The organism is Moritella marina ATCC 15381, assembly GCF_008931805.1.
GTDB lineage: Bacteria > Pseudomonadota > Gammaproteobacteria > Enterobacterales > Moritellaceae > Moritella > Moritella marina.
In genome coordinates, this window is the sequence record NZ_CP044399.1 from 580,461 (window position 1) to 607,262 (window position 26,802).

Annotated in this window: 11 protein-coding genes and 2 pseudogenes; all 13 read left to right on the forward strand. The window is 44.8% G+C overall.

Features of this window, described 5'->3' with window-relative positions:
• Positions 1-124: 124 nt before the first annotated feature.
• On the forward strand, positions 125-1,138 hold the full coding sequence (locus FR932_RS02665; RefSeq protein WP_019441340.1) for a LacI family DNA-binding transcriptional regulator: 1,014 nt from the start codon (positions 125-127) through the stop codon (positions 1,136-1,138).
• An 85-nt stretch (positions 1,139-1,223) separates the two neighbouring features.
• Positions 1,224-1,736 (forward strand): gluconokinase, encoded by a 513-nt coding sequence (locus FR932_RS02670; RefSeq protein ID WP_019441341.1) that lies wholly within the window; start codon positions 1,224-1,226, stop codon positions 1,734-1,736.
• Positions 1,737-2,080: 344 nt separating this feature from the next.
• Entirely contained in the window at positions 2,081-3,097 is a 1,017-nt protein-coding gene (locus FR932_RS02675; RefSeq protein ID WP_019441342.1) for a TRAP transporter substrate-binding protein, read from the forward strand.
• A gap of 68 nt (positions 3,098-3,165) precedes the next feature.
• Positions 3,166-3,699: a TRAP transporter small permease subunit gene (locus FR932_RS02680; protein WP_242065969.1), complete on the forward strand. Its 534-nt coding sequence runs from the start codon at positions 3,166-3,168 to the stop codon at positions 3,697-3,699.
• A 1-nt stretch (position 3,700) separates the two neighbouring features.
• Complete coding sequence (locus tag FR932_RS02685; protein ID WP_019441344.1) at positions 3,701-5,023, forward strand: TRAP transporter large permease; 1,323 nt, start codon at positions 3,701-3,703, stop codon at positions 5,021-5,023.
• A gap of 503 nt (positions 5,024-5,526) precedes the next feature.
• Positions 5,527-13,380 carry an Ig-like domain-containing protein gene (locus FR932_RS02690; protein WP_151676817.1) on the forward strand — a complete coding sequence of 2,618 codons (7,854 nt, stop codon included), beginning with the start codon at positions 5,527-5,529 and terminating at the stop codon, positions 13,378-13,380.
• Positions 13,358-13,591: pseudogene (locus tag FR932_RS21860) on the forward strand (Ig-like domain-containing protein); the annotation flags it as partial. The gene FR932_RS02690 and the pseudogene FR932_RS21860, both read left to right, overlap by 23 nt.
• Before the next feature lie 26 nt (positions 13,592-13,617).
• The gene (locus FR932_RS21865) at positions 13,618-13,788 is read left to right on the forward strand and encodes an Ig-like domain-containing protein (RefSeq protein ID WP_425325882.1); all 171 of its coding nucleotides are present in this window, start codon (positions 13,618-13,620) and stop codon (positions 13,786-13,788) included.
• A pseudogene (locus tag FR932_RS02700) lies at positions 13,734-15,368 on the forward strand (Ig-like domain-containing protein); the annotation flags it as partial. The gene FR932_RS21865 and the pseudogene FR932_RS02700, both read left to right, overlap by 55 nt.
• A gap of 38 nt (positions 15,369-15,406) precedes the next feature.
• Complete coding sequence (locus tag FR932_RS21770; protein ID WP_280525753.1) at positions 15,407-15,811, forward strand: Ig-like domain-containing protein; 405 nt, start codon at positions 15,407-15,409, stop codon at positions 15,809-15,811.
• The gene (locus FR932_RS02705; protein ID WP_151676820.1) at positions 15,783-16,028 is read left to right on the forward strand and encodes an Ig-like domain-containing protein; all 246 of its coding nucleotides are present in this window, start codon (positions 15,783-15,785) and stop codon (positions 16,026-16,028) included. The genes FR932_RS21770 and FR932_RS02705 overlap by 29 nt, the downstream gene beginning before the upstream one ends.
• A complete protein-coding gene (locus FR932_RS21585; protein ID WP_244963930.1) occupies positions 16,003-20,652 on the forward strand; it encodes a beta strand repeat-containing protein in 4,650 nt (1,549 codons plus the stop codon). Before FR932_RS02705 ends, FR932_RS21585 begins: the two co-directional genes overlap by 26 nt.
• Positions 20,628-26,756: an Ig-like domain-containing protein gene (locus FR932_RS02710; protein WP_244963937.1), complete on the forward strand. Its 6,129-nt coding sequence runs from the start codon at positions 20,628-20,630 to the stop codon at positions 26,754-26,756. Before FR932_RS21585 ends, FR932_RS02710 begins: the two co-directional genes overlap by 25 nt.
• Positions 26,757-26,802 lie beyond the last annotated feature (46 nt).

The window sequence follows — 26,802 nt, forward strand, 5'->3', positions numbered from 1 at the left end:
TATTAACAAATATGTTAAAAATCATACGTTTTTGCTAATTTAAAGTTAATTTAAAAGTTTATTTACCCTTAATTTTAGATAGGTATAATGTGGTAAGTATTTTATAACTAAGGATATTAGGCGTATGAGTTCCAACAGTCGCAAGTCTGGTCGAGTGACCTTACAAGATGTTGCAAATAAAGTAGGCGTTACTAAAATCACAGTCTCTAGAGCGATTCGTACTCCCGAGAAAGTATCGGAATCACTACGCTTAACTATCCATAAAGCCATAGATAAAATGGGCTACGTCCCTAATCGTGCCGCGAGCATGTTAAGTGCCAAGCAAAGTAAAACGGTTGTATTGATCGTGCCGTCATTATCTAACGGTGTATTTGCTGATGTTGTACGCGGTATTAATGATGTGATGTTAGGGCAAGGCTTCCAGATCTTATTAGGTCATTCTGGTTACTCCCTATTAGAAGAAGAGCGCTTAATCGAAACCTATCTACAGTTTGGTATTGATGGCATCATTATTTCAGGCACGCACCACACTGAACGCAGCAATCGGTTATTACGTAAATCTAACTTGCCCGTTGTCGAGATCATGGAATGTAATAATAACGCCATTGATATGTCGGTTGGTTTAGACCATGCGCAAGCGGGTTATAAGATGACAGAGCACCTCATTGGTAAAGGTTATAAAAACATTGGCTTTGCTGGTGCACGCATGGATTTACGTGCGCAACTGCGTTTAGACGGTTGGCGTAAAGCAATTTGGGAAGCTGAATTGAGTGATGAGCGCGTCGTAACGAGTAACTATTCGTCTAATTATCAAATGGGCGCGGATATGTTAACTGAAATACTAGGTGAATGGCCTGATACAGATTGTATCTTCTTCTGTAATGATGATTTAGCTGCGGGTGCTTTGTTTGAGTGTCAACGTCGTAATCTTAAAGTACCGAAGGATATTGCCATCGTTGGTTTTAACGATCTTGATATCTGCAGTGCAACAAATCCTAAATTAACCTCTGTGTCTATTCCTCGTTTCGATATTGGTGAGCAAGCGGCGACTATGTTACTTAAAAAAATTAATGATGAACCAATTGAAAATATGCATTTAGATCTCGGTTTTATTATTTCTGAACGTGGAAGTACTTAAGCTATGCTTATAACACTTGTATTTTTTTGTGTTAACGGTAACATTGCAGTTGGTTGATTTAACGTAATGTTAAGAAGTAGATAATATGAAAGGTAGAAGTATTATTGTCATGGGCGTTTCAGGTAGCGGAAAGTCCACGATCGGATTAAAAATTGCACAGCAGCTTGGCGTTAAATTTATTGACGGTGATGATCTGCACCCGAAAGCTAACATTTTAAAAATGGCCGCGAGCCAGCCTTTAAATGATGCCGACCGTAAACCTTGGTTAGAGCGTATCCGTGATGCGTGTTTTAGTATTGAGCAGAAGAATGAAATAGGTGTGATAGTTTGCTCGGCATTACGCAAAGATTACCGTGATCAAATACGTGATGGTAATAAGGCTGTTACTTTTATTTATTTAGACGGTAGTTTTGATTTAATTTTAACCCGTATGAAAGCAAGAGCAGGGCACTTTTTTAGTGGCGATGACATGTTACGAAGTCAATTTAATACGCTAGAGTTACCTTTAAAAGGTGAAAAGGACGTACTTTCAGTGCCAATTAACGGCACCATTGATGACATAGTAACACTCAGTATTGAGGCTTTAAAGCGTGACTAGGCTGATGATGTTGAACTGATATTCGATAATTTATAAAATCCAAACGTCTTTATAAAATACCATAATGGTCATATTTTAACCAAAATATGACCATTTTTTTTATCTAGCAAATAAACCTTCAAATGAAACTAGAAAGTTGTACATATGTAATAATAGTGACTTAAAAGTTGAATATATCCGACGAATTTATGCGAAAATGTGATATTACCCCTAGAGTTTAACTGTTTTGGGGAGTAAGATTGCCAGCAGTTACCGGTAACATAAAAATTAACATGTAAAGTTAACATGTAAAGTTAACATAACAATCATTATCGGGTTTATCAGAAACAAGGATACCGCTACGAATGAAAACGATTTCTAAAACAATTATTGCAGCGTCAGTTGCAACATTAATGAGTGCTTCTGCATTCGCTGCTGAATTTAATTTTAAATTCCAATCTTCTGATCCATCAGGTGAGAAGAATTTCCAAGTGCAACAAGCATGGGCTGATCAGTTAGAGAAAGACACTGACGGCCGTATTGATGTCACTATGTTACCTGTAGGTGCTGTTATTAAGCACACAGAAACATTGGATGGTATTAAATTTGGTGTTTTACAAGGTCACATTACAGCAACGGGTTTCTTTGCTGGTAAAGATCCTGCATTCGGCTTGATGGGGAACACTGTTGGCGCTTGGTCTGAACCAGAACAATTATTAGATTACATGTATAACGGCGGCGGTAACGAGCTAATGCGTGAAATCTACAAACCATACGGTATCTACTATATTGGCGCATCAGCAACAGGGCTTGAAGCGTTTGTTTCTAAAGTACCACTTAATGGCGTTGCCGATCTTAAAGGTCTTAAGTTACGTGCACCTGAAGGTCTAGTACAACAAGTATTTGCTGCTGCAGGCGCTTCACCAGTTAACTTACCGGGCTCTGAAGTATTTACTGGTCTAAGCAAAGGCGTTATTGATGCTGCAGATTACACGGTATTCTCAACGAACCATAAAGCGGGTCTAAATGATGTAGCACCACATCCCGTCTATCCTGGTTTCCATTCTTTGCCTGCAATTGAAGTATCAATCAGTGCTAAATCGTGGAACAAACTACCAGCTGATTTACAAAAAATCATGCAAGATTCAGTTAAAACGTTTGCTTATACTATGGTTGACACCTTGAAAAAAGCAGATGCAGAAGCGGTTGCTGAAGCAATGGCAGATCCAAAAATTACTGTACATGACTGGCCTGCTGAAGAACGTAAAAAGTTCCGTACTATTGCACGTAGCCAATGGGAAGTTTACGCAAAACGTTCTCCAAACGCGCAAAAAGTATATGACTCAGTTACTGCACATTTAAAAGCGAAAAACTTACTGTAATTTAAGTAAATGTTATACCTGAAGGCTGCGCTGCAGCCTTTTTTTCCACTTAGAAGATGAAAAAATCGATGAGTAATCCAGAAGAACTGCAACCAAGAAACCGCCTCGATGCCGGCATTATATGGGCTGGCAATGCAATCAGTGTGTTGTTTCTGTTTACGGTATTAATATCGTTTTATGAAGTACTGATGCGTTATGTATTTAATGCGCCGACGATTTGGGTACATGAAACTGCATCTTTTATTGGCGGTACTTTATTTGTACTTGGTGGCGCTTATGGATTAGCGACAGATAAACACGTACGTGTTGTCCTTATTTATGATCATGTATCTGAGCGTACAAAACAGTACTTGAATGTGTTCCATCATATTATGGGTTTATTGTTCACTGTATTACTTTCTTTTGCTGCATGGACGATGACTGAAGGTGCTTGGTATGCACCTTGGGGCGAGATGCGCTTAGAAACATCGGGCTCTGCTTGGGATCCTGCATATCCTGCGCTACTGAAAGCGTTAATTTTTGGTACTCTGTGCTTAATGTCGGTGCAATTTGTTTTGCACCTAATTCAAGAAATTCATGGCTTAGTTAAGAAGAATAAATAATATGTTTGATCTTTCATCTATTGGTATTGGTTACGGCAGTTTGTTAATGTTGGTGCTTATGATTGGCCTGTTATTAACAGGTATGCAATTGGCATTTGTAACGGGCTTAGTTGCTGTTATTTTCACATTTGGTTGGTTTGGTCCAGAGGTTTTACCGCTGATCACCAGCCGGATTTATAGTTTTGTTAGTGGGTACGTTTTCTTAGCTGTACCTATGTTTGTATTGATGGCTGCCTTGCTTGACCGTTCTGGTATTGCGCGTGACTTATTCGATGCAATGAAAAAAGTAGCGCGTAACATCCGTGGTGGTGTTGCGGTTCAAACATTATTAGTCGCTGTGTTACTTGCTTCAATGTCTGGCGTTATCGGTGGTGAAACCGTATTGCTTGGTATTCTTGCATTGCCGCAAATGCTGCGTCTTGGTTACGATCGTAAATTAGCGATTGGTACAACGTGTGCTGGTGGTGCTTTGGGTACTATGTTACCGCCAAGTATCGTATTGATTATTTATGGTCTAACAGCAAGTGTTTCAATTGGTGATCTGTTTAAAGCATCATTCTTACCGGCTGCGATACTCGCGTTATTGTATATTGTCTATGTATTGGTTCGTTGTTACTTAAACCCATCATTAGCACCATTACCAACAGCGGAAGAATTAGCGGAAGATGAAGCGAAAGATATTAACTTTAAGAAAGCGTTATTATTCCCAATGTTATCAGTTGCTGTGGTACTCGGTAGTATCTACAGTGGTATCGCATCGATTACAGAAGCATCGGCATTAGGTGTTGTGGGCATTGCGATCAGTGCGGCAATCCGTGGTGAGCTTAACTGGAACATGCTAAAAGAAAGTTCAATTGCGACATTACGTACTTGTGGCATGATCATCTGGATTGGTATTGGTGCGAGCGCATTAGTGGGTGTTTATAACCTAATGGGCGGTATTGATTTCGTCAGTGACGGTATTCTGGCGATGAGTGGTGGTAGCCCAATGGGGACTATCCTAATCATGATGGCAGTGCTGTTTGTATTAGGTATGTTCCTTGATTGGGTTGGTGTTGCATTATTAACTATGCCTATCTTTGTACCGATTGTTGTTGGTTTAGGTTTTGACCCAATTTGGTTTGGTGTGGTGTTCTGTATGAATATGCAGGTGTCATTCTTATCACCGCCATTTGGTCCAGCTGCTTTTTACCTTAAATCGGTAGCACCAAAAGATATTAGCTTGGGCGAAATATTCAGTGCTCTGGTACCGTTTATCTGCTTGCAAGTTGTTGCGTTAGCCTTGCTTATTATGTTCCCTCAATTAGCGTTATGGTGGAAATAGCGTATTTAAATACGTGATGTAACCGACAATGCTATAAATTCAATAGTTTAAAAGCCCATCGTTAGTAATAACGATGGGCTTTTTTGTTTAAATTTAATGAGCATCAGTATGTATAGCAAGTTAATGCTTAAGTTATTAAATTAAAATAATCATTAATTACAAAGGCTTACTTTAAATTAGGTGTTGTTGCTATGGTGTTAATCTTATTGGTAAGTCGAGTAGGCATTTATGTGTGGACAAACTTATTATCATACAATGGTTTATTGAATGTTAAATATGTATAATAAAAAGCCATTTGAACTAATTATTTATTGAGAATGTGTATTTAACGTTAATCGCTCTGCTTTTAATGTGAGTATTATGTACTAAATTAGATTATTGAATTAGGTTAATTGTTATATCGGTAAAAATAGTGGTTATTGTATATATGATCATAGCGTAAATCGATAATTATGCAGGTATTTACCTGTGCCATGGAATAAGATAGTTAAAAGGATTTATTCATGATTACATTTGTTATCCCTCAGCACGCACAAGTTATATCTGTTAACGGTAAAGCGGAACATATACTTGAGCAGGATAGTCAATCTCTAGAAAGCGGTTATGAAATCGCTGCGGGTGGCAAAATTGAGATCACATCCGGTGCTCAAGTTATATTGAAGTATGCTGATGGCTCGCAAGTGATCATTGATGAACACTTTAAAGCAACTGATAATGCTGACACGTCTGATGTAGCGATGGATGTGTTAGATGAAATTACCGAAGATAGTGACCAATCTATATCGGAAAAACCGCAAGTTAGCGATGATGTTTTAGCCGAAATTAGTGCCATTCAAGAATTAATCCTTTCTGATGAAGAGTTTATTGACCCTGTTAGTACTGCTGCGGGTAGTGCTAGCGATGGTGGCCGTTCGTCAGCGATCTCTGTCGCGCGTACTGGCGATGAAACTCTAGCTCACGCTGAATTTGAAACTAAAACCTTTACGCAGAATGGGCAAAATAAGGTATTTGTTGATACGAGTATGATGGATGCGCTTGGGTCCGTTGATACGAGCATTGTAACGCCAACAGCTGACATCAATGCGGGCTCAGATAGCGCAATCGATGATGACGACATTACGAACATTAATACACCAACGGTTGATGGTACGGGTGAGATAGGTTCAACGGTTGTTATTACCAATACTGCCGGCGTTGAAGTGGGTACGGCAGTTGTTGATACTGATGGTAACTATTCGATTACCACTGCTGAATTAGCTGATGGCACACAAGACTTAACGATCACCACGACGGATGTTGCGGGTAACTCTGCTGCGACGACGCAAGCTATTACTGTTGATACCGGCATTATGACGCCAACGGCGGACATCAATGCGGGCTCTGATAGCGCGATTGATAATGACGATATTACCTCTGACAATACGCCAACCATTGATGGTACGGGCGAGATAGGTTCAACGGTTGTTATCACCAATGCCGCAGGCGTTGAAGTGGGCACAGCAGTTGTTGATACTGATGGTAACTATTCGATTACCACAGCTGAATTAGCTGATGGCACACAAGACTTAACGATCACCACTACAGATGTTGCTGGAAACTCAGCCTTTGTTACGCAAGCTATCACGGTTGATACTGGCATTGTAACGCCAACGGCGGACATCAATGCGGGCTCAGATAGTGCCATTGATAATGACGATATCACCTCTGACAATATGCCAACCATTGATGGTACGGGCGAGATAGGTTCAACGGTTGTTATCACCAATGCCGCAGGCGTTGAAGTGGGCACAGCAGTTGTTGATACTGATGGTAACTATTCGATTACCACAGCTGAATTAGCTGATGGCACACAAGACTTAACGATCACCACTACAGATGTTGCTGGAAACTCAGCCTTTGTTACGCAAGCTATCACGGTTGATACTGGCATTGTGACGCCAACGGCGGATATCAATGCTGGCTCAGATAGCGCCATTAATAATGACGATATTACCTCTGACAATACACCAACGATTGATGGTACTGGCGAGATAGGTTCAACGGTTGTTATCACCAACGCTGCAGGTGTTGCAGTGGGCACGGCAGTTGTTGATAGCGACGGTAATTATTCGATCACAACTTCGATATTAGTCGATAGCACACAAGACTTAACCGTTACTACGACGGATGTTGCGGGTAACACAGCTGCGACGACGCAAACTATTACAGTTGATACCGGCATTGTGACGCCAACGGCGGATATCAATGCTGGCTCAGATAGCGCCATTGATAATGACGATATTACCTCTGACAATACACCAACGATTGACGGTACGGGCGAAATTGGTTCAACGGTTGTTATCACCAATGCCGCAGGCGTTGAAGTGGGCACAGCAGTTGTTGATACTGATGGTAACTATTCGATTACCACAGCTGAATTAGCTGATGGCACACAAGACTTAACGATCACCACTACAGATGTTGCTGGAAACTCAGCCTTTGTTACGCAAGCTATCACGGTTGATACTGGCATTGTAACGCCAACGGCGGACATCAATGCGGGCTCAGATAGTGCCATTGATAATGACGATATCACCTCTGACAATATGCCAACCATTGATGGTACGGGCGAGATAGGTTCAACGGTTGTTATCACCAATGCCGCAGGCGTTGAAGTGGGCACAGCAGTTGTTGATACTGATGGTAACTATTCGATTACCACAGCTGAATTAGCTGATGGCACACAAGACTTAACGATCACCACTACAGATGTTGCTGGAAACTCAGCCTTTGTTACGCAAGCTATCACGGTTGATACTGGCATTGTGACGCCAACAGCGGACATCAATGCGGGCTCAGATAGTGCGATTGATAATGACGATATCACCTCAGACAATACGCCAACAATTGATGGTACAGGCGAGATTGGTTCAACGGTTGTTATCACCAACGCTGCTGGCGTTGCAGTGGGCACAGCTGTTGTAGATAGCGACGGTAATTACTCGATTACCACAGCTGAATTAGCTGATGGTACACAAGACTTAACTATCACCACGACGGACACAGCTGGTAACTCTGCTGCGACGACGCAAGCTATCACGGTTTATACCGGCATTGTGACGCCAACAGCGGACATCAATGCGGGCTCGGATAGTGCGATTGATAATGACGATATCACCACTGACAATACGCCAACGATTGATGGTACAGGCGAGATTGGTTCAACGGTTGTTATCACCAACGCTGCCGGCGTTGCAGTGGGTACGGCTGTTGTAGATAGCAACGGTAACTACTCGATCACGACATCGATATTAGCAGATGGCACACAAGATTTAACCATTACCACGACGGATGTTGCGGGTAACTCTGCCTCTGTTACTCAAGCTATCACGGTTGATACCGGCATTGTGACGCCAACGGCGGACATTAATGCAGGCTCTGATAGCGCGGTTAATGATGACGATATTACCTCTGACAATACACCAACGATTGACGGTACTGGCGAGATAGGCTCAACGGTTGTTATCACCAACGCTGCAGGTGTTGCAGTGGGCACGGCAGTTGTTGATAGCGACGGTAACTACTCGATTACCACAGCTGAATTAGCTGATGGCACACAAGATTTAACCATTACCACAACGGACACGGCAGGTAACTCAGCTTCTGTTACTCAGGCGATTACCGTTGATACCGGCATTGTGACGCCAACGGCGGATATCAATGCTGGCTCAGATAGCGCGATCGATAATGATGATATTACCTCTGACAATACGCCAACGATTGACGGTACGGGCGAGATAGGTTCAACGGTTGTTATTACTAATGCGGCAGGCCAGGTTGTTGGCTCGGGCACAGTGGATGCGGATGGTAACTACTCAATCACGACATCGATATTAGCAGATGGCACACAAGATTTAACCATTACCACGACGGATGTTGCGGGTAACTCTGCCTCTGTTACTCAAGCTATCACGGTTGATACCGGCATTGTGACGCCAACGGCGGACATTAATGCTGGCTCAGATAGCGCGATCGATAATGATGATATTACCTCTGACAATACACCAACGATTGACGGTACTGGCGAGATAGGCTCAACGGTTGTTATCACCAACGCTGCTGGCGTTGCAGTGGGCACAGCTGTTGTAGATAGCGACGGTAATTACTCGATTACCACAGCTGAATTAGCTGATGGTACACAAGATTTAACCGTTACCACGACGGATACGGCGGGTAACTCAGCTTCTGTTACTCAGGCTATCACGGTTGATACGGTTAATCCAACACTGGCTATCGCGTTTACTGAAAGCGCATTAAGTGATGGTGAAACATCAGGCGTAACCTTTACGTTCTCAGAAGCACCGAGTGATTTCGTTATCGGTGATATCAACTCGCCGAATGGCACGATCACGGCGCTTGTGGCAACGGCAGATCCAACTGTTTGGACTGCGACGTTTACTCCGAATGATAACTTTGATGGTAGCGCGACAATCACTGTCGACAACGACAGTTACACCGATGCCGCGGGCAACCTGGGCAGCGGCAATACGGATGCGATCACGGTTGATACGGTTAATCCAACACTGGCTATCGCGTTTACTGAAAGCACATTAAGCGATGGTGAGACATCAGCAGTCACGTTTACCTTTAGCGAAGCACCGAGTGATTTCGTTATCGGTGATATTAACTCGCCGAATGGCACGATCACGGCGCTTGTGGCAACGGCAGATCCAACTGTTTGGACTGCGACGTTTACCCCAAGTGATGACTTTGATGGTAGCGCGACAATCACTGTCGACAACGACAGTTACACCGATGCCGCGGGTAACCTAGGCAGCGGTAATACGGATGCGATCATCGTTGATACGGTTAATCCAACGCTGGCCATTGCGTTCACTGAAAGCGAGTTAAGTGATGGTGAGACATCAGTTGTCACGTTTACATTTAGCGAAGCACCAAGTGATTTCGTTATCGGTGATATCAACTCGCCGAATGGCACGATGACGAACCTTGTTCAAGATGCAACGAATGGAAAAATCTGGACTGCGACGTTTACACCCAATGATAACTTTGATGGTAGCGCGACAATCACGGTTGATAACGACAGTTACACCGATGCCGCGGGCAACCTGGGCAGCGGTAATACGGATGCGATCATCGTTGATACGGTTAATCCAACACTGGCTATCGCGTTTACTGAAAGCGCATTAAGCGATGGTGAGACATCAGCAGTCACGTTTACCTTTAGCGAAGTACCGAGTGATTTCGTTATCGGTGATATTAATTCGCCGAATGGCACGATCACGGCGCTTGTGGCAACGGCAGATCCAACTGTTTGGACTGCGACGTTTACCCCAAGTGATGACTTTGATGGTAGCGCGACAATAACTGTCGACAACGACAGTTACACCGATGCCGCGGGTAACCTAGGCAGCGGTAATACCGATGCGATCACCGTTGATACGGTTAATCCAACACTGGCTATCGCGTTTACTGAAAGCGCATTAAGTGATGGTGAGACATCCGCTGTCACGTTTACGTTTAGCGAAGCACCGAGTGATTTCGTTATCGGTGATATCAACTCGCCGAATGGCACGATGACGAACCTTGTTCAAGATGCAACGAATGGGAAAATCTGGACTGCGACGTTTACCCCGAATGATAACTTTGATGGTAGCGCGACAATCACGGTTGATAACGACAGTTACACCGATGCCGCGGGCAATCTGGGCAGCGGTAATACGGATGCGATCATCGTTGATACGGTTAATCCAACACTGGCTATCGCGTTTACTGAAAGCGCATTAAGTGATGGTGAAACATCAGGCGTAACCTTTACGTTTAGCGAAGCACCAAGTGATTTCGTTATCGGTGATATTAACTCGCCGAATGGCACGATCACGGCGCTTGTGGCAACGGCAGATCCAACTGTTTGGACTGCGACGTTTACTCCGAATGATAACTTTGATGGTAGCGCGACAATCACGGTTGATAACGACAGTTACACCGATGCCGCGGGCAATCTGGGCAGCGGTAATACCGATGCGATCATCGTTGATACGGTTAATCCAACACTGGCTATCGCGTTTACTGAAAGCGCATTAAGTGATGGTGAAACATCAGGCGTAACCTTTACGTTTAGCGAAGCACCAAGTGATTTCGTTATCGGTGATATCAACTCGCCGAATGGCACGATGACGAACCTTGTTCAAGATGCAACGAATGGAAAAATCTGGACTGCGACGTTTACACCCAATGATAACTTTGATGGTAGCGCGACAATCACGGTTGATAACGACAGTTACACCGATGCCGCGGGCAACCTGGGCAGCGGTAATACGGATGCGATCATCGTTGATACGGTTAATCCAACACTGGCTATCGCGTTTACTGAAAGCGCATTAAGCGATGGTGAGACATCAGCAGTCACGTTTACCTTTAGCGAAGTACCGAGTGATTTCGTTATCGGTGATATTAATTCGCCGAATGGCACGATCACGGCGCTTGTGGCAACGGCAGATCCAACTGTTTGGACTGCGACGTTTACCCCAAGTGATGACTTTGATGGTAGCGCGACAATAACTGTCGACAACGACAGTTACACCGATGCCGCGGGTAACCTAGGCAGCGGTAATACCGATGCGATCACCGTTGATACGGTTAATCCAACACTGGCTATCGCGTTTACTGAAAGCGCATTAAGTGATGGTGAGACATCCGCTGTCACGTTTACGTTTAGCGAAGCACCGAGTGATTTCGTTATCGGTGATATCAACTCGCCGAATGGCACGATGACGAACCTTGTTCAAGATGCAACGAATGGGAAAATCTGGACTGCGACGTTTACCCCGAATGATAACTTTGATGGTAGCGCGACAATCACGGTTGATAACGACAGTTACACCGATGCCGCGGGCAATCTGGGCAGCGGTAATACGGATGCGATCATCGTTGATACGGTTAATCCAACACTGGCTATCGCGTTTACTGAAAGCGCATTAAGTGATGGTGAAACATCAGGCGTAACCTTTACGTTTAGCGAAGCACCAAGTGATTTCGTTATCGGTGATATTAACTCGCCAAATGGGACTATCACGGCGCTTGTGGCAACGGCAGATCCAACTGTTTGGACTGCGACGTTTACCCCGAATGATAACTTTGATGGTAGCGCGACAATCACTGTCGACAACGACCGTTACACCGATGCTGCGGGCAACCTGGGCAGCGGCAATACTGATGCGATCACAGTTGATACGGTTAATCCAACACTGGCTATCGCGTTTGCTGAAAGCGCATTAAGTGATGGTGAGACATCCGCTGTCACGTTTACGTTTAGCGAAGCACCGAGTGATTTCGTTATCGGTGATATCAACTCGCCGAATGGCACGATGACGAACCTTGTTCAAGATGCAACGAATGGAAAAATCTGGACTGCGACGTTTACACCCAATGATAACTTTGATGGTAGCGCGACAATCACGGTTGATAACGACAGTTATACCGATGCCGCGGGCAACCTAGGCAGCGGTAATACCGATGCGATCATCGTTGATACGGTTAATCCAACACTGGCTATCGCGTTTACTGAAAGCGCATTAAGCGATGGTGAGACATCAGCAGTCACGTTTACCTTTAGCGAAGCACCGAGTGATTTCGTTATCGGTGATATTAACTCGCCGAATGGCACGATCACGGCGCTTGTGGCAACGGCAGATCCAACTGTTTGGACTGCGACGTTTACTCCTAATGATAACTTTGATGGTAGCGCGACAATCACGGTTGATAACGACAGTTACACCGATGCCGCGGGCAACCTCGGCAGCGGCAATACGGATGCGATCACGGTTGATACGGTTAATCCAACACTGGCTATCGCGTTTACTGAAAGCGCATTAAGTGATGGTGAAACATCAGCAGTCACGTTTACCTTTAGCGAAGCACCGAGTGATTTCGTTATCGGTGATATTAATTCGCCGAATGGCACGATGACGAACCTTGTTCAAGATGCAACGAATGGGAAGATCTGGACTGCGACGTTTACCCCTAATGATAACTTTGATGGTAGCGCGAAAATCACTGTCGACAACGACAGTTATACCGATGCAGCGGGCAACCTAGGCAGCGGTAATACCGATGCGATCATCGTTGATACGGTTAATCCAACACTGGCTATCGCGTTTGCTGAAAGCGCATTAAGCGATGGTGAAACATCAGACGTAACCTTTACGTTCTCAGAAGCACCAAGTGATTTCGTTATCGGTGATATTAACTCGCCGAATGGCACGATCACGGCGCTTGTGGCAACGGCAGATCCAACTGTTTGGACTGCGACGTTTACTCCGAATGATAACTTTGATGGTAGCGACAATCACGGTTGATAACGACAGTTACACCGATGCCGCGGGCAATCTGGGCAGCGGTAATACCGATGCGATCATCGTTGATACGGTTAATCCAACACTGGCTATCGCGTTTACTGAAAGCGCATTAAGTGATGGTGAAACATCAGGCGTAACCTTTACGTTTAGCGAAGCACCAAGTGATTTCGTTATCGGTGATATCAACTCGCCGAATGGCACGATGACGAACCTTGTTCAAGATGCAACGAATGGAAAATCTGGACTGCGACGTTTACACCCAATGATAACTTTGATGGTAGCGCGACAATCACGGTTGATAACGACAGTTACACCGATGCCGCGGGCAACCCAGCGGTAATACGGATGCGATCATCGTTGATACGGTTAATCCAACATTGGCTATCGCGTTTACTGAAAGCGCATTAAGCGATGGTGAGACATCAGCAGTCACGTTTACCTTTAGCGAAGCACCAAGTGATTTCGTTATCGGTGATATTAACTCGCCAAATGGGACTATCACGGCGCTTGTGGCAACGGCAGATCCAACTGTTTGGACTGCGACGTTTACCCCGAATGATAACTTTGATGGTAGCGCGACAATCACTGTCGACAACGACAGTTACACCGATGCTGCGGGCAACCTGGGCAGCGGCAATACTGATGCGATCACAGTTGATACGGTTAATCCAACACTGGCTATCGCGTTTGCTGAAAGCGCATTAAGCGATGGTGAAACATCAGACGTAACCTTTACGTTCTCAGAAGTACCGAGTGATTTCGTTATCGGTGATATTAATTCGCCGAATGGCACGATGACGAACCTTGTTCAAGATGCAACGAATGGGAAGATCTGGACTGCGACGTTTACCCCGAATGATAACTTTGATGGTAGCGCGACAATCACGGTTGATAACGACAGTTACACCGATGCCGCGGGCAACCTGGGCAGCGGTAATACGGATGCGATCATCGTTGATACGGTTAATCCAACATTGGCTATCGCGTTTACTGAAAGCGCATTAAGTGATGGTGAAACATCAGGCGTAACCTTTACGTTTAGCGAAGCACCAAGTGATTTCGTTATCGGTGATATTAACTCGCCAAATGGGACTATCACGGCGCTTGTGGCAACGGCAGATCCAACTGTTTGGACTGCGACGTATACCCCGAATGATAACTTTGATGGTAGCGCGACAATCACTGTCGACAACGACAGTTACACCGATGCTGCGGGCAACCTGGGCAGCGGCAATACTGATGCGATCACAGTTGATACGGTTAATCCAACACTGGCTATCGCGTTTGCTGAAAGCGCATTAAGTGATGGTGAGACATCCGCTGTCACGTTTACGTTTAGCGAAGCACCGAGTGATTTCGTTATCGGTGATATCAACTCGCCGAATGGCACGATGACGAACCTTGTTCAAGATGCAACGAATGGAAAAATCTGGACTGCGACGTTTACACCCAATGATAACTTTGATGGTAGCGCGACAATCACGGTTGATAACGACAGTTACACCGATGCCGCGGGCAACCTGGGCAGCGGTAATACGGATGCGATCATCGTTGATACGGTTAATCCAACATTGGCTATCGCGTTTACTGAAAGCGCATTAAGCGATGGTGAAACATCAGACGTAACCTTTACGTTCTCAGAAGTACCGAGTGATTTCGTTATCGGTGATATTAATTCGCCGAATGGCACGATGACGAACCTTGTTCAAGATGCAACGAATGGGAAGATCTGGACTGCGACGTTTACCCCGAATGATAACTTTGATGGTAGCGCGACAATCACGGTTGATAACGACAGTTACACCGATGCCGCGGGCAACCTGGGCAGCGGTAATACGGATGCGATCACCGTTGATACGGTTAATCCAACACTGGCTATCGCGTTTACTGAAAGCGCATTAAGTGATGGTGAAACATCAGGCGTAACCTTTACGTTTAGCGAAGCACCAAGTGATTTCGTTATCGGTGATATTAACTCGCCAAATGGGACTATCACGGCGCTTGTGGCAACGGCAGATCCAACTGTTTGGACTGCGACGTTTACCCGAATGATAACTTTGATGGTAGCGCGACAATCACTGTCGACAACGACAGTTACACCGATGCTGCGGGCAACCTGGGCAGCGGCAATACTGATGCGATCACAGTTGATACGGTTAATCCAACACTGGCTATCGCGTTTGCTGAAAGCGCATTAAGCGATGGTGAAACATCAGACGTAACCTTTACGTTCTCAGAAGTACCGAGTGATTTCGTTATCGGTGATATTAATTCGCCGAATGGCACGATGACGAACCTTGTTCAAGATGCAACGAATGGGAAGATCTGGACTGCGACGTTTACCCCGAATGATAACTTTGATGGTAGCGCGACAATCACGGTTGATAACGACAGTTACACCGATGCCGCGGGCAACCCAAGGCAGCGGTAATACGGATGCGATCATCGTTGATACGGTTAATCCAACATTGGCTATCGCGTTTACTGAAAGCGCATTAAGTGATGGTGAAACATCAGGCGTAACCTTTACGTTTAGCGAAGCGCAAGTGATTTCGTTATCGGTGATATTAACTCGCCAAATGGGACTATCACGGCGCTTGTGGCAACGGCAGATCCAACTGTTTGGACTGCGACGTATACCCGAATGATAACTTTGATGGTAGCGCGACAATCACTGTCGACAACGACCGTTACACCGATGCTGCGGGCAACCTGGGCAGCGGCAATACTGATGCGATCACAGTTGATACGGTTAATCCAACACTGGCTATCGCGTTTGCTGAAAGCGCATTAAGTGATGGTGAGACATCCGCTGTCACGTTTACGTTTAGCGAAGCACCGAGTGATTTCGTTATCGGTGATATCAACTCGCCGAATGGCACGATGACGAACCTTGTTCAAGATGCAACGAATGGAAAAATCTGGACTGCGACGTTTACACCCAATGATAACTTTGATGGTAGCGCGACAATCACGGTTGATAACGACAGTTACACCGATGCCGCGGGCAACCTGGGCAGCGGTAATACGGATGCGATCATCGTTGATACGGTTAATCCAACACTGGCTATCGCGTTTACTGAAAGCGCATTAAGCGATGGTGAGACATCAGCAGTCACGTTTACCTTTAGCGAAGTACCGAGTGATTTCGTTATCGGTGATATTAATTCGCCGAATGGCACGATCACGGCGCTTGTGGCAACGGCAGATCCAACTGTTTGGACTGCGACGTTTACCCCAAGTGATGACTTTGATGGTAGCGCGACAATAACTGTCGACAACGACCGTTACACCGATGCTGCGGGCAACCTGGGCAGCGGCAATACTGATGCGATCACAGTTGATACGGTTAATCCAACACTGGCTATCGCGTTTGCTGAAAGCGCATTAAGTGATGGTGAGACATCCGCTGTCACGTTTACGTTTAGCGAAGCACCGAGTGATTTCGTTATCGGTGATATCAACTCGCCGAATGGCACGATGACGAACCTTGTTCAAGATGCAACGAATGGAAAAATCTGGACTGCGACGTTTACACCCAATGATAACTTTGATGGTAGCGCGACAATCACGGTTGATAACGACAGTTATACCGATGCCGCGGGCAACCTAGGCAGCGGTAATACCGATGCGATCATCGTTGATACGGTTAATCCAACACTGGCTATCGCGTTTACTGAAAGCGCATTAAGCGATGGTGAGACATCAGCAGTCACGTTTACCTTTAGCGAAGCACCGAGTGATTTCGTTATCGGTGATATTAACTCGCCGAATGGCACGATCACGGCGCTTGTGGCAACGGCAGATCCAACTGTTTGGACTGCGACGTTTACTCCTAATGATAACTTTGATGGTAGCGCGACAATCACGGTTGATAACGACAGTTACACCGATGCCGCGGGCAACCTGGGCAGCGGCAATACGGATGCGATCACGGTTGATACGGTTAATCCAACACTGGCTATCGCGTTTACTGAAAGCGCATTAAGTGATGGTGAAACATCAGCAGTCACGTTTACCTTTAGCGAAGCACCGAGTGATTTCGTTATCGGTGATATTAATTCGCCGAATGGCACGATGACGAACCTTGTTCAAGATGCAACGAATGGGAAGATCTGGACTGCGACGTTTACCCCTAATGATAACTTTGATGGTAGCGCGAAAATCACTGTCGACAACGACAGTTATACCGATGCAGCGGGCAACCTAGGCAGCGGTAATACCGATGCGATCATCGTTGATACGGTTAATCCAACACTGGCTATCGCGTTTGCTGAAAGCGCATTAAGCGATGGTGAAACATCAGACGTAACCTTTACGTTCTCAGAAGCACCAAGTGATTTCGTTATCGGTGATATTAACTCGCCGAATGGCACGATCACGGCGCTTGTGGCAACGGCAGATCCAACTGTTTGGACTGCGACGTTTACTCCGAATGATAACTTTGATGGTAGCGCGACAATCACGGTTGATAACGACAGTTACACCGATGCCGCGGGCAATCTGGGCAGCGGTAATACCGATGCGATCATCGTTGATACGGTTAATCCAACACTGGCTATCGCGTTTACTGAAAGCGCATTAAGTGATGGTGAAACATCAGGCGTAACCTTTACGTTTAGCGAAGCACCAAGTGATTTCGTTATCGGTGATATCAACTCGCCGAATGGCACGATGACGAACCTTGTTCAAGATGCAACGAATGGAAAAATCTGGACTGCGACGTTTACACCCAATGATAACTTTGATGGTAGCGCGACAATCACGGTTGATAACGACAGTTACACCGATGCCGCGGGCAACCTGGGCAGCGGTAATACGGATGCGATCATCGTTGATACGGTTAATCCAACATTGGCTATCGCGTTTACTGAAAGCGCATTAAGCGATGGTGAGACATCAGCAGTCACGTTTACCTTTAGCGAAGCACCAAGTGATTTCGTTATCGGTGATATTAACTCGCCAAATGGGACTATCACGGCGCTTGTGGCAACGGCAGATCCAACTGTTTGGACTGCGACGTTTACCCCGAATGATAACTTTGATGGTAGCGCGACAATCACTGTCGACAACGACAGTTACACCGATGCTGCGGGCAACCTGGGCAGCGGCAATACTGATGCGATCACAGTTGATACGGTTAATCCAACACTGGCTATCGCGTTTGCTGAAAGCGCATTAAGCGATGGTGAAACATCAGACGTAACCTTTACGTTCTCAGAAGTACCGAGTGATTTCGTTATCGGTGATATTAATTCGCCGAATGGCACGATGACGAACCTTGTTCAAGATGCAACGAATGGGAAGATCTGGACTGCGACGTTTACCCCGAATGATAACTTTGATGGTAGCGCGACAATCACGGTTGATAACGACAGTTACACCGATGCCGCGGGCAACCTGGGCAGCGGTAATACGGATGCGATCATCGTTGATACGGTTAATCCAACATTGGCTATCGCGTTTACTGAAAGCGCATTAAGTGATGGTGAAACATCAGGCGTAACCTTTACGTTTAGCGAAGCACCAAGTGATTTCGTTATCGGTGATATTAACTCGCCAAATGGGACTATCACGGCGCTTGTGGCAACGGCAGATCCAACTGTTTGGACTGCGACGTATACCCCGAATGATAACTTTGATGGTAGCGCGACAATCACTGTCGACAACGACCGTTACACCGATGCTGCGGGCAACCTGGGCAGCGGCAATACTGATGCGATCACAGTTGATACGGTTAATCCAACACTGGCTATCGCGTTTGCTGAAAGCGCATTAAGTGATGGTGAGACATCCGCTGTCACGTTTACGTTTAGCGAAGCACCGAGTGATTTCGTTATCGGTGATATCAACTCGCCGAATGGCACGATGACGAACCTTGTTCAAGATGCAACGAATGGAAAAATCTGGACTGCGACGTTTACACCCAATGATAACTTTGATGGTAGCGCGACAATCACGGTTGATAACGACAGTTACACCGATGCCGCGGGCAACCTGGGCAGCGGTAATACGGATGCGATCATCGTTGATACGGTTAATCCAACATTGGCTATCGCGTTTACTGAAAGCGCATTAAGCGATGGTGAAACATCAGACGTAACCTTTACGTTCTCAGAAGTACCGAGTGATTTCGTTATCGGTGATATTAATTCGCCGAATGGCACGATGACGAACCTTGTTCAAGATGCAACGAATGGGAAGATCTGGACTGCGACGTTTACCCCGAATGATAACTTTGATGGTAGCGCGACAATCACGGTTGATAACGACAGTTACACCGATGCCGCGGGCAACCTGGGCAGCGGTAATACGGATGCGATCACCGTTGATACGGTTAATCCAACACTGGCTATCGCGTTTACTGAAAGCGCATTAAGTGATGGTGAAACATCAGGCGTAACCTTTACGTTTAGCGAAGCACCAAGTGATTTCGTTATCGGTGATATTAACTCGCCAAATGGGACTATCACGGCGCTTGTGGCAACGGCAGATCCAACTGTTTGGACTGCGACGTTTACCCCGAATGATAACTTTGATGGTAGCGCGACAATCACTGTCGACAACGACAGTTACACCGATGCTGCGGGCAACCTGGGCAGCGGCAATACTGATGCGATCACAGTTGATACGGTTAATCCAACACTGGCTATCGCGTTTGCTGAAAGCGCATTAAGCGATGGTGAAACATCAGACGTAACCTTTACGTTCTCAGAAGTACCGAGTGATTTCGTTATCGGTGATATTAATTCGCCGAATGGCACGATGACGAACCTTGTTCAAGATGCAACGAATGGGAAGATCTGGACTGCGACGTTTACCCCGAATGATAACTTTGATGGTAGCGCGACAATCACGGTTGATAACGACAGTTACACCGATGCCGCGGGCAACCTGGGCAGCGGTAATACGGATGCGATCATCGTTGATACGGTTAATCCAACATTGGCTATCGCGTTTACTGAAAGCGCATTAAGTGATGGTGAAACATCAGGCGTAACCTTTACGTTTAGCGAAGCACCAAGTGATTTCGTTATCGGTGATATTAACTCGCCAAATGGGACTATCACGGCGCTTGTGGCAACGGCAGATCCAACTGTTTGGACTGCGACGTATACCCGAATGATAACTTTGATGGTAGCGCGACAATCACTGTCGACAACGACCGTTACACCGATGCTGCGGGCAACCTGGGCAGCGGCAATACTGATGCGATCACAGTTGATACGGTTAATCCAACACTGGCTATCGCGTTTGCTGAAAGCGCATTAAGTGATGGTGAGACATCCGCTGTCACGTTTACGTTTAGCGAAGCACCGAGTGATTTCGTTATCGGTGATATCAACTCGCCGAATGGCACGATGACGAACCTTGTTCAAGATGCAACGAATGGAAAAATCTGGACTGCGACGTTTACACCCAATGATAACTTTGATGGTAGCGCGACAATCACGGTTGATAACGACAGTTACACCGATGCCGCGGGCAACCTGGGCAGCGGTAATACGGATGCGATCATCGTTGATACGGTTAATCCAACATTGGCTATCGCGTTTACTGAAAGCGCATTAAGCGATGGTGAGACATCAGCAGTCACGTTTACCTTTAGCGAAGCACCGAGTGATTTCGTTATCGGTGATATTAACTCGCCGAATGGCACGATCACGGCGCTTGTGGCAACGGCAGATCCAACTGTTTGGACTGCGACGTTTACTCCGAATGATAACTTTGATGGTAGCGCGACAATCACGGTTGATAACGACAGTTACACCGATGCCGCGGGCAATCTGGGCAGCGGTAATACCGATGCGATCATCGTTGATACGGTTAATCCAACACTGGCTATCGCGTTTACTGAAAGCGCATTAAGTGATGGTGAAACATCAGGCGTAACCTTTACGTTTAGCGAAGCACCAAGTGATTTCGTTATCGGTGATATCAACTCGCCGAATGGCACGATGACGAACCTTGTTCAAGATGCAACGAATGGAAAAATCTGGACTGCGACGTTTACACCCAATGATAACTTTGATGGTAGCGCGACAATCACGGTTGATAACGACAGTTACACCGATGCCGCGGGCAACCTGGGCAGCGGTAATACGGATGCGATCATCGTTGATACGGTTAATCCAACATTGGCTATCGCGTTTACTGAAAGCGCATTAAGCGATGGTGAGACATCAGCAGTCACGTTTACCTTTAGCGAAGCACCGAGTGATTTCGTTATCGGTGATATTAACTCGCCGAATGGCACGATCACGGCGCTTGTGGCAACGGCAGATCCAACTGTTTGGACTGCGACGTTTACTCCGAATGATAACTTTGATGGTAGCGCGACAATCACGGTTGATAACGACAGTTACACCGATGCCGCGGGCAATCTGGGCAGCGGTAATACCGATGCGATCATCGTTGATACGGTTAATCCAACACTGGCTATCGCGTTTACTGAAAGCGCATTAAGTGATGGTGAAACATCAGGCGTAACCTTTACGTTTAGCGAAGCACCAAGTGATTTCGTTATCGGTGATATTAACTCGCCAAATGGGACTATCACGGCGCTTGTGGCAACGGCAGATCCAACTGTTTGGACTGCGACGTTTACTCCGAATGATAACTTTGATGGTAGCGCAACTATCACGGTTGCCGATGGCAGTTACAGCGATGCAACAGGTAATGCCGGAACAGGTCATAGTGATACGATTACTGTTGATACGCTTGTGCCAAGCGTGCCGACCGTGATCGCACAAACGACAAGTGACACAAGTCCTGTTATTACGGGTTCAGCGGTAGTTGCAGACGGTGAAAGCTTAACCGTGACGGTGAACGGCGCAACCTATAATAACGTTACAGTGACCAACGGGAACTGGAGCATTGATACAGAGACGGCAACAGTTGATAGCGGCACGCTGGCACCATTCCTTGATGGTCAAACTTACAACGTCGAAGCAACCGTTACTGATAGCGCTGGAAATCAATCTATAGACAGCACCAATAGTGAGTTGATCATCAATGCAACGCCAACGACTGTCGACAGTATTATTAATTCGGTTGAAGACGTTGCTTATATACTGAATGAAACTGACTTTAACTTTACAGATACCCAAGGCGATACATTAGCTAGTGTGCGTATTGATTCTTTAGCTTCAGAAGGTGACATTCAAGTATTCGTAGGCAATACCTGGGTTAATGTTACTGAAGGACAGGAAATATCAATCAGTGATATTAATGATGGTAATTTAAGGTTTGTTAATGACGAACATGAATCGGGTTCAGATTACAGTAGCTTTGAATTTAGTGTTTCTGATGGTCATGAATGGAGTAATTCAGCTACAGGTTCAGTAAATGTTGAAGCTGTTGCTGATGCACCAACAATAACACTTTCCAATAACGTCATTGCTCCTGCTGATTACACGCCACCTCAAGGTTCAGGCTTACTCGTTGAAACATTTAGTAATGTTATTGCTTTTACTACCGCTCAAGTATCTGGTTCAAATGCGGGGTATATGGAACAGGCGCTTGCTAATGAAACACCAACATCGACAGGTAATTTATCAGAGTTAACTGATAATGGCGGCCGAATTAATTTACCGGCTGATACCGCTGTTAGAGCGACTGGTTTAGTTTATTTAGAAGCTGGTACAAGTTACGAATTTACTGGTTATCGCGATGATACCTTCCATATGGAAATCGGTGGGGATGTCGTATTTTCTCAGGGGTATGATAATTGGGGTAATTATACATCTTCTGCTTATACACCTACAGAATCTGGTTATTACAGTTTTGAAATGTATGGTTATAATGCCGCTGGTCCAGGGTCTTATGATGTTAGCGTTAAAATTAATGGTGGCTCAGCACAAGAGTTATCTGTGTTACCGACTTATACAGATATAGATGAAATCAACAATTTAGGCGCGCAACATAGCGGTCATAATGACGTTAATAGTGATGGTGGCTTCTATCCGGTCCGCCTCAATGAAGGAATGGAAGGGCAGGATATACAATTGTCGACTGTAACAGCTGCGCTTGTTGATATCGATGGTTCAGAGTCTCTTGGTCTCGTTGTTAGTGGTGTGCCGATTGGCGCTGTTATAAGTGATGGTACTAACTCAGTGACCAGCGATGGCAATGATATTGATATTAGCGATTGGAATCTCGCAGACCTGACTTTCAATGGTACTGCGACAGGTGTATCTACTACGCATACGTTAAGTTTCACGGCTACGTCAACAGAAGCGAACGGTATAGGTAGTAATGAAACTGCATCTACAACAGTGCAACTTGACGTTGTCGTTTTAGACGGTGAACCGACTGCAGTTGATGACCTTGATAGTGTTGGTTACGGCGGTACTATTTACGGTAACGTCATTACAGGTGCGGGCGGGCAAACTGATGGTGAAGATCAAGTCAGTGTCGATACTGTTAGTTTAACGGAGGTTAATGGCCAGAGTTTAGTTAATGGTACATTAACGTTGAATACGAATAACGGATCTATCACTTTCGAAGAAGATGGAAGTTATAATTATACTTCATCAGTTAACGACACGTTAGTCGCGAATGGAGTTTTAGATCCTAGCGACAAATTGAATTGGAATGGTACTGGTATAGGTGTTTATGGCCTTACTGCATCGGCAGCTGATAATAATAATGTATTTGGGGCAGATAATCCTTGGAATGGGTTAAATGTAGGTAATTTGAATAATCTTGATAGCCAAAGTAATAGTGCTATATCAAATGTCAATCTGGATGGTATTGGAGTTGGTTCGGGATCAGGTTCAAAAATAGGAAAAGATGAATCAATAGTACTTGATTTAGGTACATCAACCTCAAAAATTACTTTAGATTTTGCAGATTTTGGCACTAATGAATTTATTTATATTTATGGCTATGATGCTACCGGCTCTCGAGTTGGAGCTGGAGGTTGGGCTTCTGGTGACGCGGATAAAATTGTATCTCAAGATTTTACTTTCAGCAGTGATGTTTCTTATATTGCAATACACCAAAATTACAATAACTCAGCGATGGTACTTACTGGTATCACAATCCCTGTTGTTGATATTGATATCTCCCCTGAAGCGTTCGAATATGTAATTTTCGATTCAGATGGAGATACGAGTAAAGCAACTTTGACTGTTGAGCATGCGGGTGATTCGACAGCATTTAATGATAGTGGCACTGTGTTTGAATCAGGATTAACAGGCGGAACATCAGAAGGAAACTCGGTTACTGTCCTTACTGGTAACTTACTTGATAATGATGCTGGTATTGGCGCGTCTACAACGATTACAGAGGTCGATGGTTCTACAGCTACTGGCGGTTCATCAACTATAACGGTGAGCATGGATCAGGGTTCTTTGGTTGTTTATATTGCTGATGATGGTAGCAATAGAGCGGGTGATTATACTTATACACTCGATAATGCTGTCAATGTCGGTGGTGAGGGTACAACAGATTCAATTACTTACCAACTGACGGACCAAAGTAGTGGTCATCAAACAACTGCACAGTTTGACGTGAGCATTGTCGATGATGCTCCGGTTGCTAATGATGTCGAATTAACTCTTGAAGCCGCATCGGAAGCATATACAGTTAATTTAATCGTAGTGTTAGACAAATCTGGTTCAATGGGAAGTGCTGCAGCGGGGAATTCTGGACCTAGCCGTATGGATTTAGCTAAAGAAGCTATTGCTAGTATGCTTTTTGAATACGATAAAGTAGGTAATGTGAATGTTCAATTTGTTACTTTTAGTAGCAGTGTTATAGAGTCACAGTGGTTTGAAGATGACCTTAATAAGGCTAGTAACTACTTAGATGGAATTCAGACCGGAGGCGGTACACACTACGATAAAGCGCTTGATTCCGTGATGGATAATTACCAAGTGCCACAAGGTAATGTTGCCGATAAATCCCTTGTTTATTTTATCTCTGATGGTGCACCAAGTAACAATCATGGCATTGATAATAATGCTAAAATAGCATGGGAAAACTTTATTGATAATAACAATATTGATACGTCATTCTCGATTGGTATTGGTGGCTCTACTTCATTAAATGAGCTAAATCCGATTGGTTACCCGAATACTGGTGATAATGGTGAAGTTGAACCGAATACAATTAGAATATCGTCTGCTGTGGAACTATCTGATACGTTATTAAGTACTATTGATGGTGGTATTCTTAGTGGTAATGTTTCATTGCTAGCGGCTAGTGGTAATGCTGGCGCTGCTTTAGGGGCTGATGGTGGCTTTATATCCGAAATTACAATTGATGGCGTTACTTATTACTATCAACCGGGTGATGCAACGTCTGAAATATCAATCGACACAGCTAAAGGTGGCACGCTGACCTTAGATTTAGCGACATTAGAATATAGTTACAAAATTGAGTTAGATAAAAGTATCACTGGCGAACAAGATATTTTCAATATTACTATTGTAGATAACGATGGTGATAGTACGCAGCTTGATATGATTATCAATTTGGAGTATCAAGCCAATTTGGATGCTAACCGTGATTTAATTTTAACTAATCAAAACGGATTAACCATATTAGAAATCCCGACATTGGCATTGTTGCATAACGATACGAAAGGTTTATCAGGTAATATCTCAGCGATTAGCAATGAGACGGACACAACAGTTATTACTCATAATTCGCAGTACGATATGGTTGAAGTAACAGTTACTTCAGGTAATAACCTTGACGACGTTAGTTTCGACTATACATTAAATAATAATGATGCAAACGATCAAGCAACAGTTAACTTTAAAGAAATTAGTGGTTTAACTATTACCGGTAGTAAACTCGATGAGATTTTACTCGGTAGTGACAGCGCAGATATATTAATTGGTAATGGCGGTGATGACGCTTTAGTTGGTGGTGCTAATACCGATGATTTAAGAGGCGGTACTGGTGATGACTTACTCATGGGTCAAGAGGGGGGAGATATATTAATTGGTGGTGACGGCGAAGATACGCTAATCGGTGGCAGTGGTGATGATATACTTACAGGTGGTGCTGGTATTGATACTGCAGTGTGGTTTGATGGTGATCAAGGTACAGAGCAAGCTCCAGCTACTGATCACATTACTGATTTTGATATTGGTAAAGATAAGTTAGATTTGAGCGATTTACTGCAAGGTGTTGGAAGTGATGATCTAAGCAATTATTTAGACATGAGCTTTACAAATGAAAGTGATGGTAGTGTTACGACAACGATCAATATTCACACTGAAGGTAATGGCGCAGGTATCAGCCAAGTGATCATTTTAGATAATGTTGACTTAAGTGCCGCTTATAGTAATGTTGACCTTACTAGCAAGGACGGTATCAACAGTATATTGAATGACTTAGACGATCCGTTGGTCTTCTAAATAACTTCAACTTTTAGTCATTGAATGATAGTAGTTAAATTTAAGG

Bases quoted from the DNA above. Each gene is read 5' to 3' on its own strand.
- FR932_RS02705 (WP_151676820.1), top strand. From the start codon at position 15,783: ATGCCGCGGGCAACCCAAGGCAGCGGTAATACGGATGCGATCATCGTT.
- FR932_RS02690 (WP_151676817.1), top strand. From the start codon at position 5,527: ATGATTACATTTGTTATCCCTCAGCACGCACAAGTTATATCTGTTAAC.
- FR932_RS02680 (WP_242065969.1), top strand. From the start codon at position 3,166: ATGAGTAATCCAGAAGAACTGCAACCAAGAAACCGCCTCGATGCCGGC.
- FR932_RS02685 (WP_019441344.1), top strand. From the start codon at position 3,701: ATGTTTGATCTTTCATCTATTGGTATTGGTTACGGCAGTTTGTTAATG.
- FR932_RS02665 (WP_019441340.1), top strand. From the start codon at position 125: ATGAGTTCCAACAGTCGCAAGTCTGGTCGAGTGACCTTACAAGATGTT.
- FR932_RS02675 (WP_019441342.1), top strand. From the start codon at position 2,081: ATGAAAACGATTTCTAAAACAATTATTGCAGCGTCAGTTGCAACATTA.
- FR932_RS02670 (WP_019441341.1), top strand. From the start codon at position 1,224: ATGAAAGGTAGAAGTATTATTGTCATGGGCGTTTCAGGTAGCGGAAAG.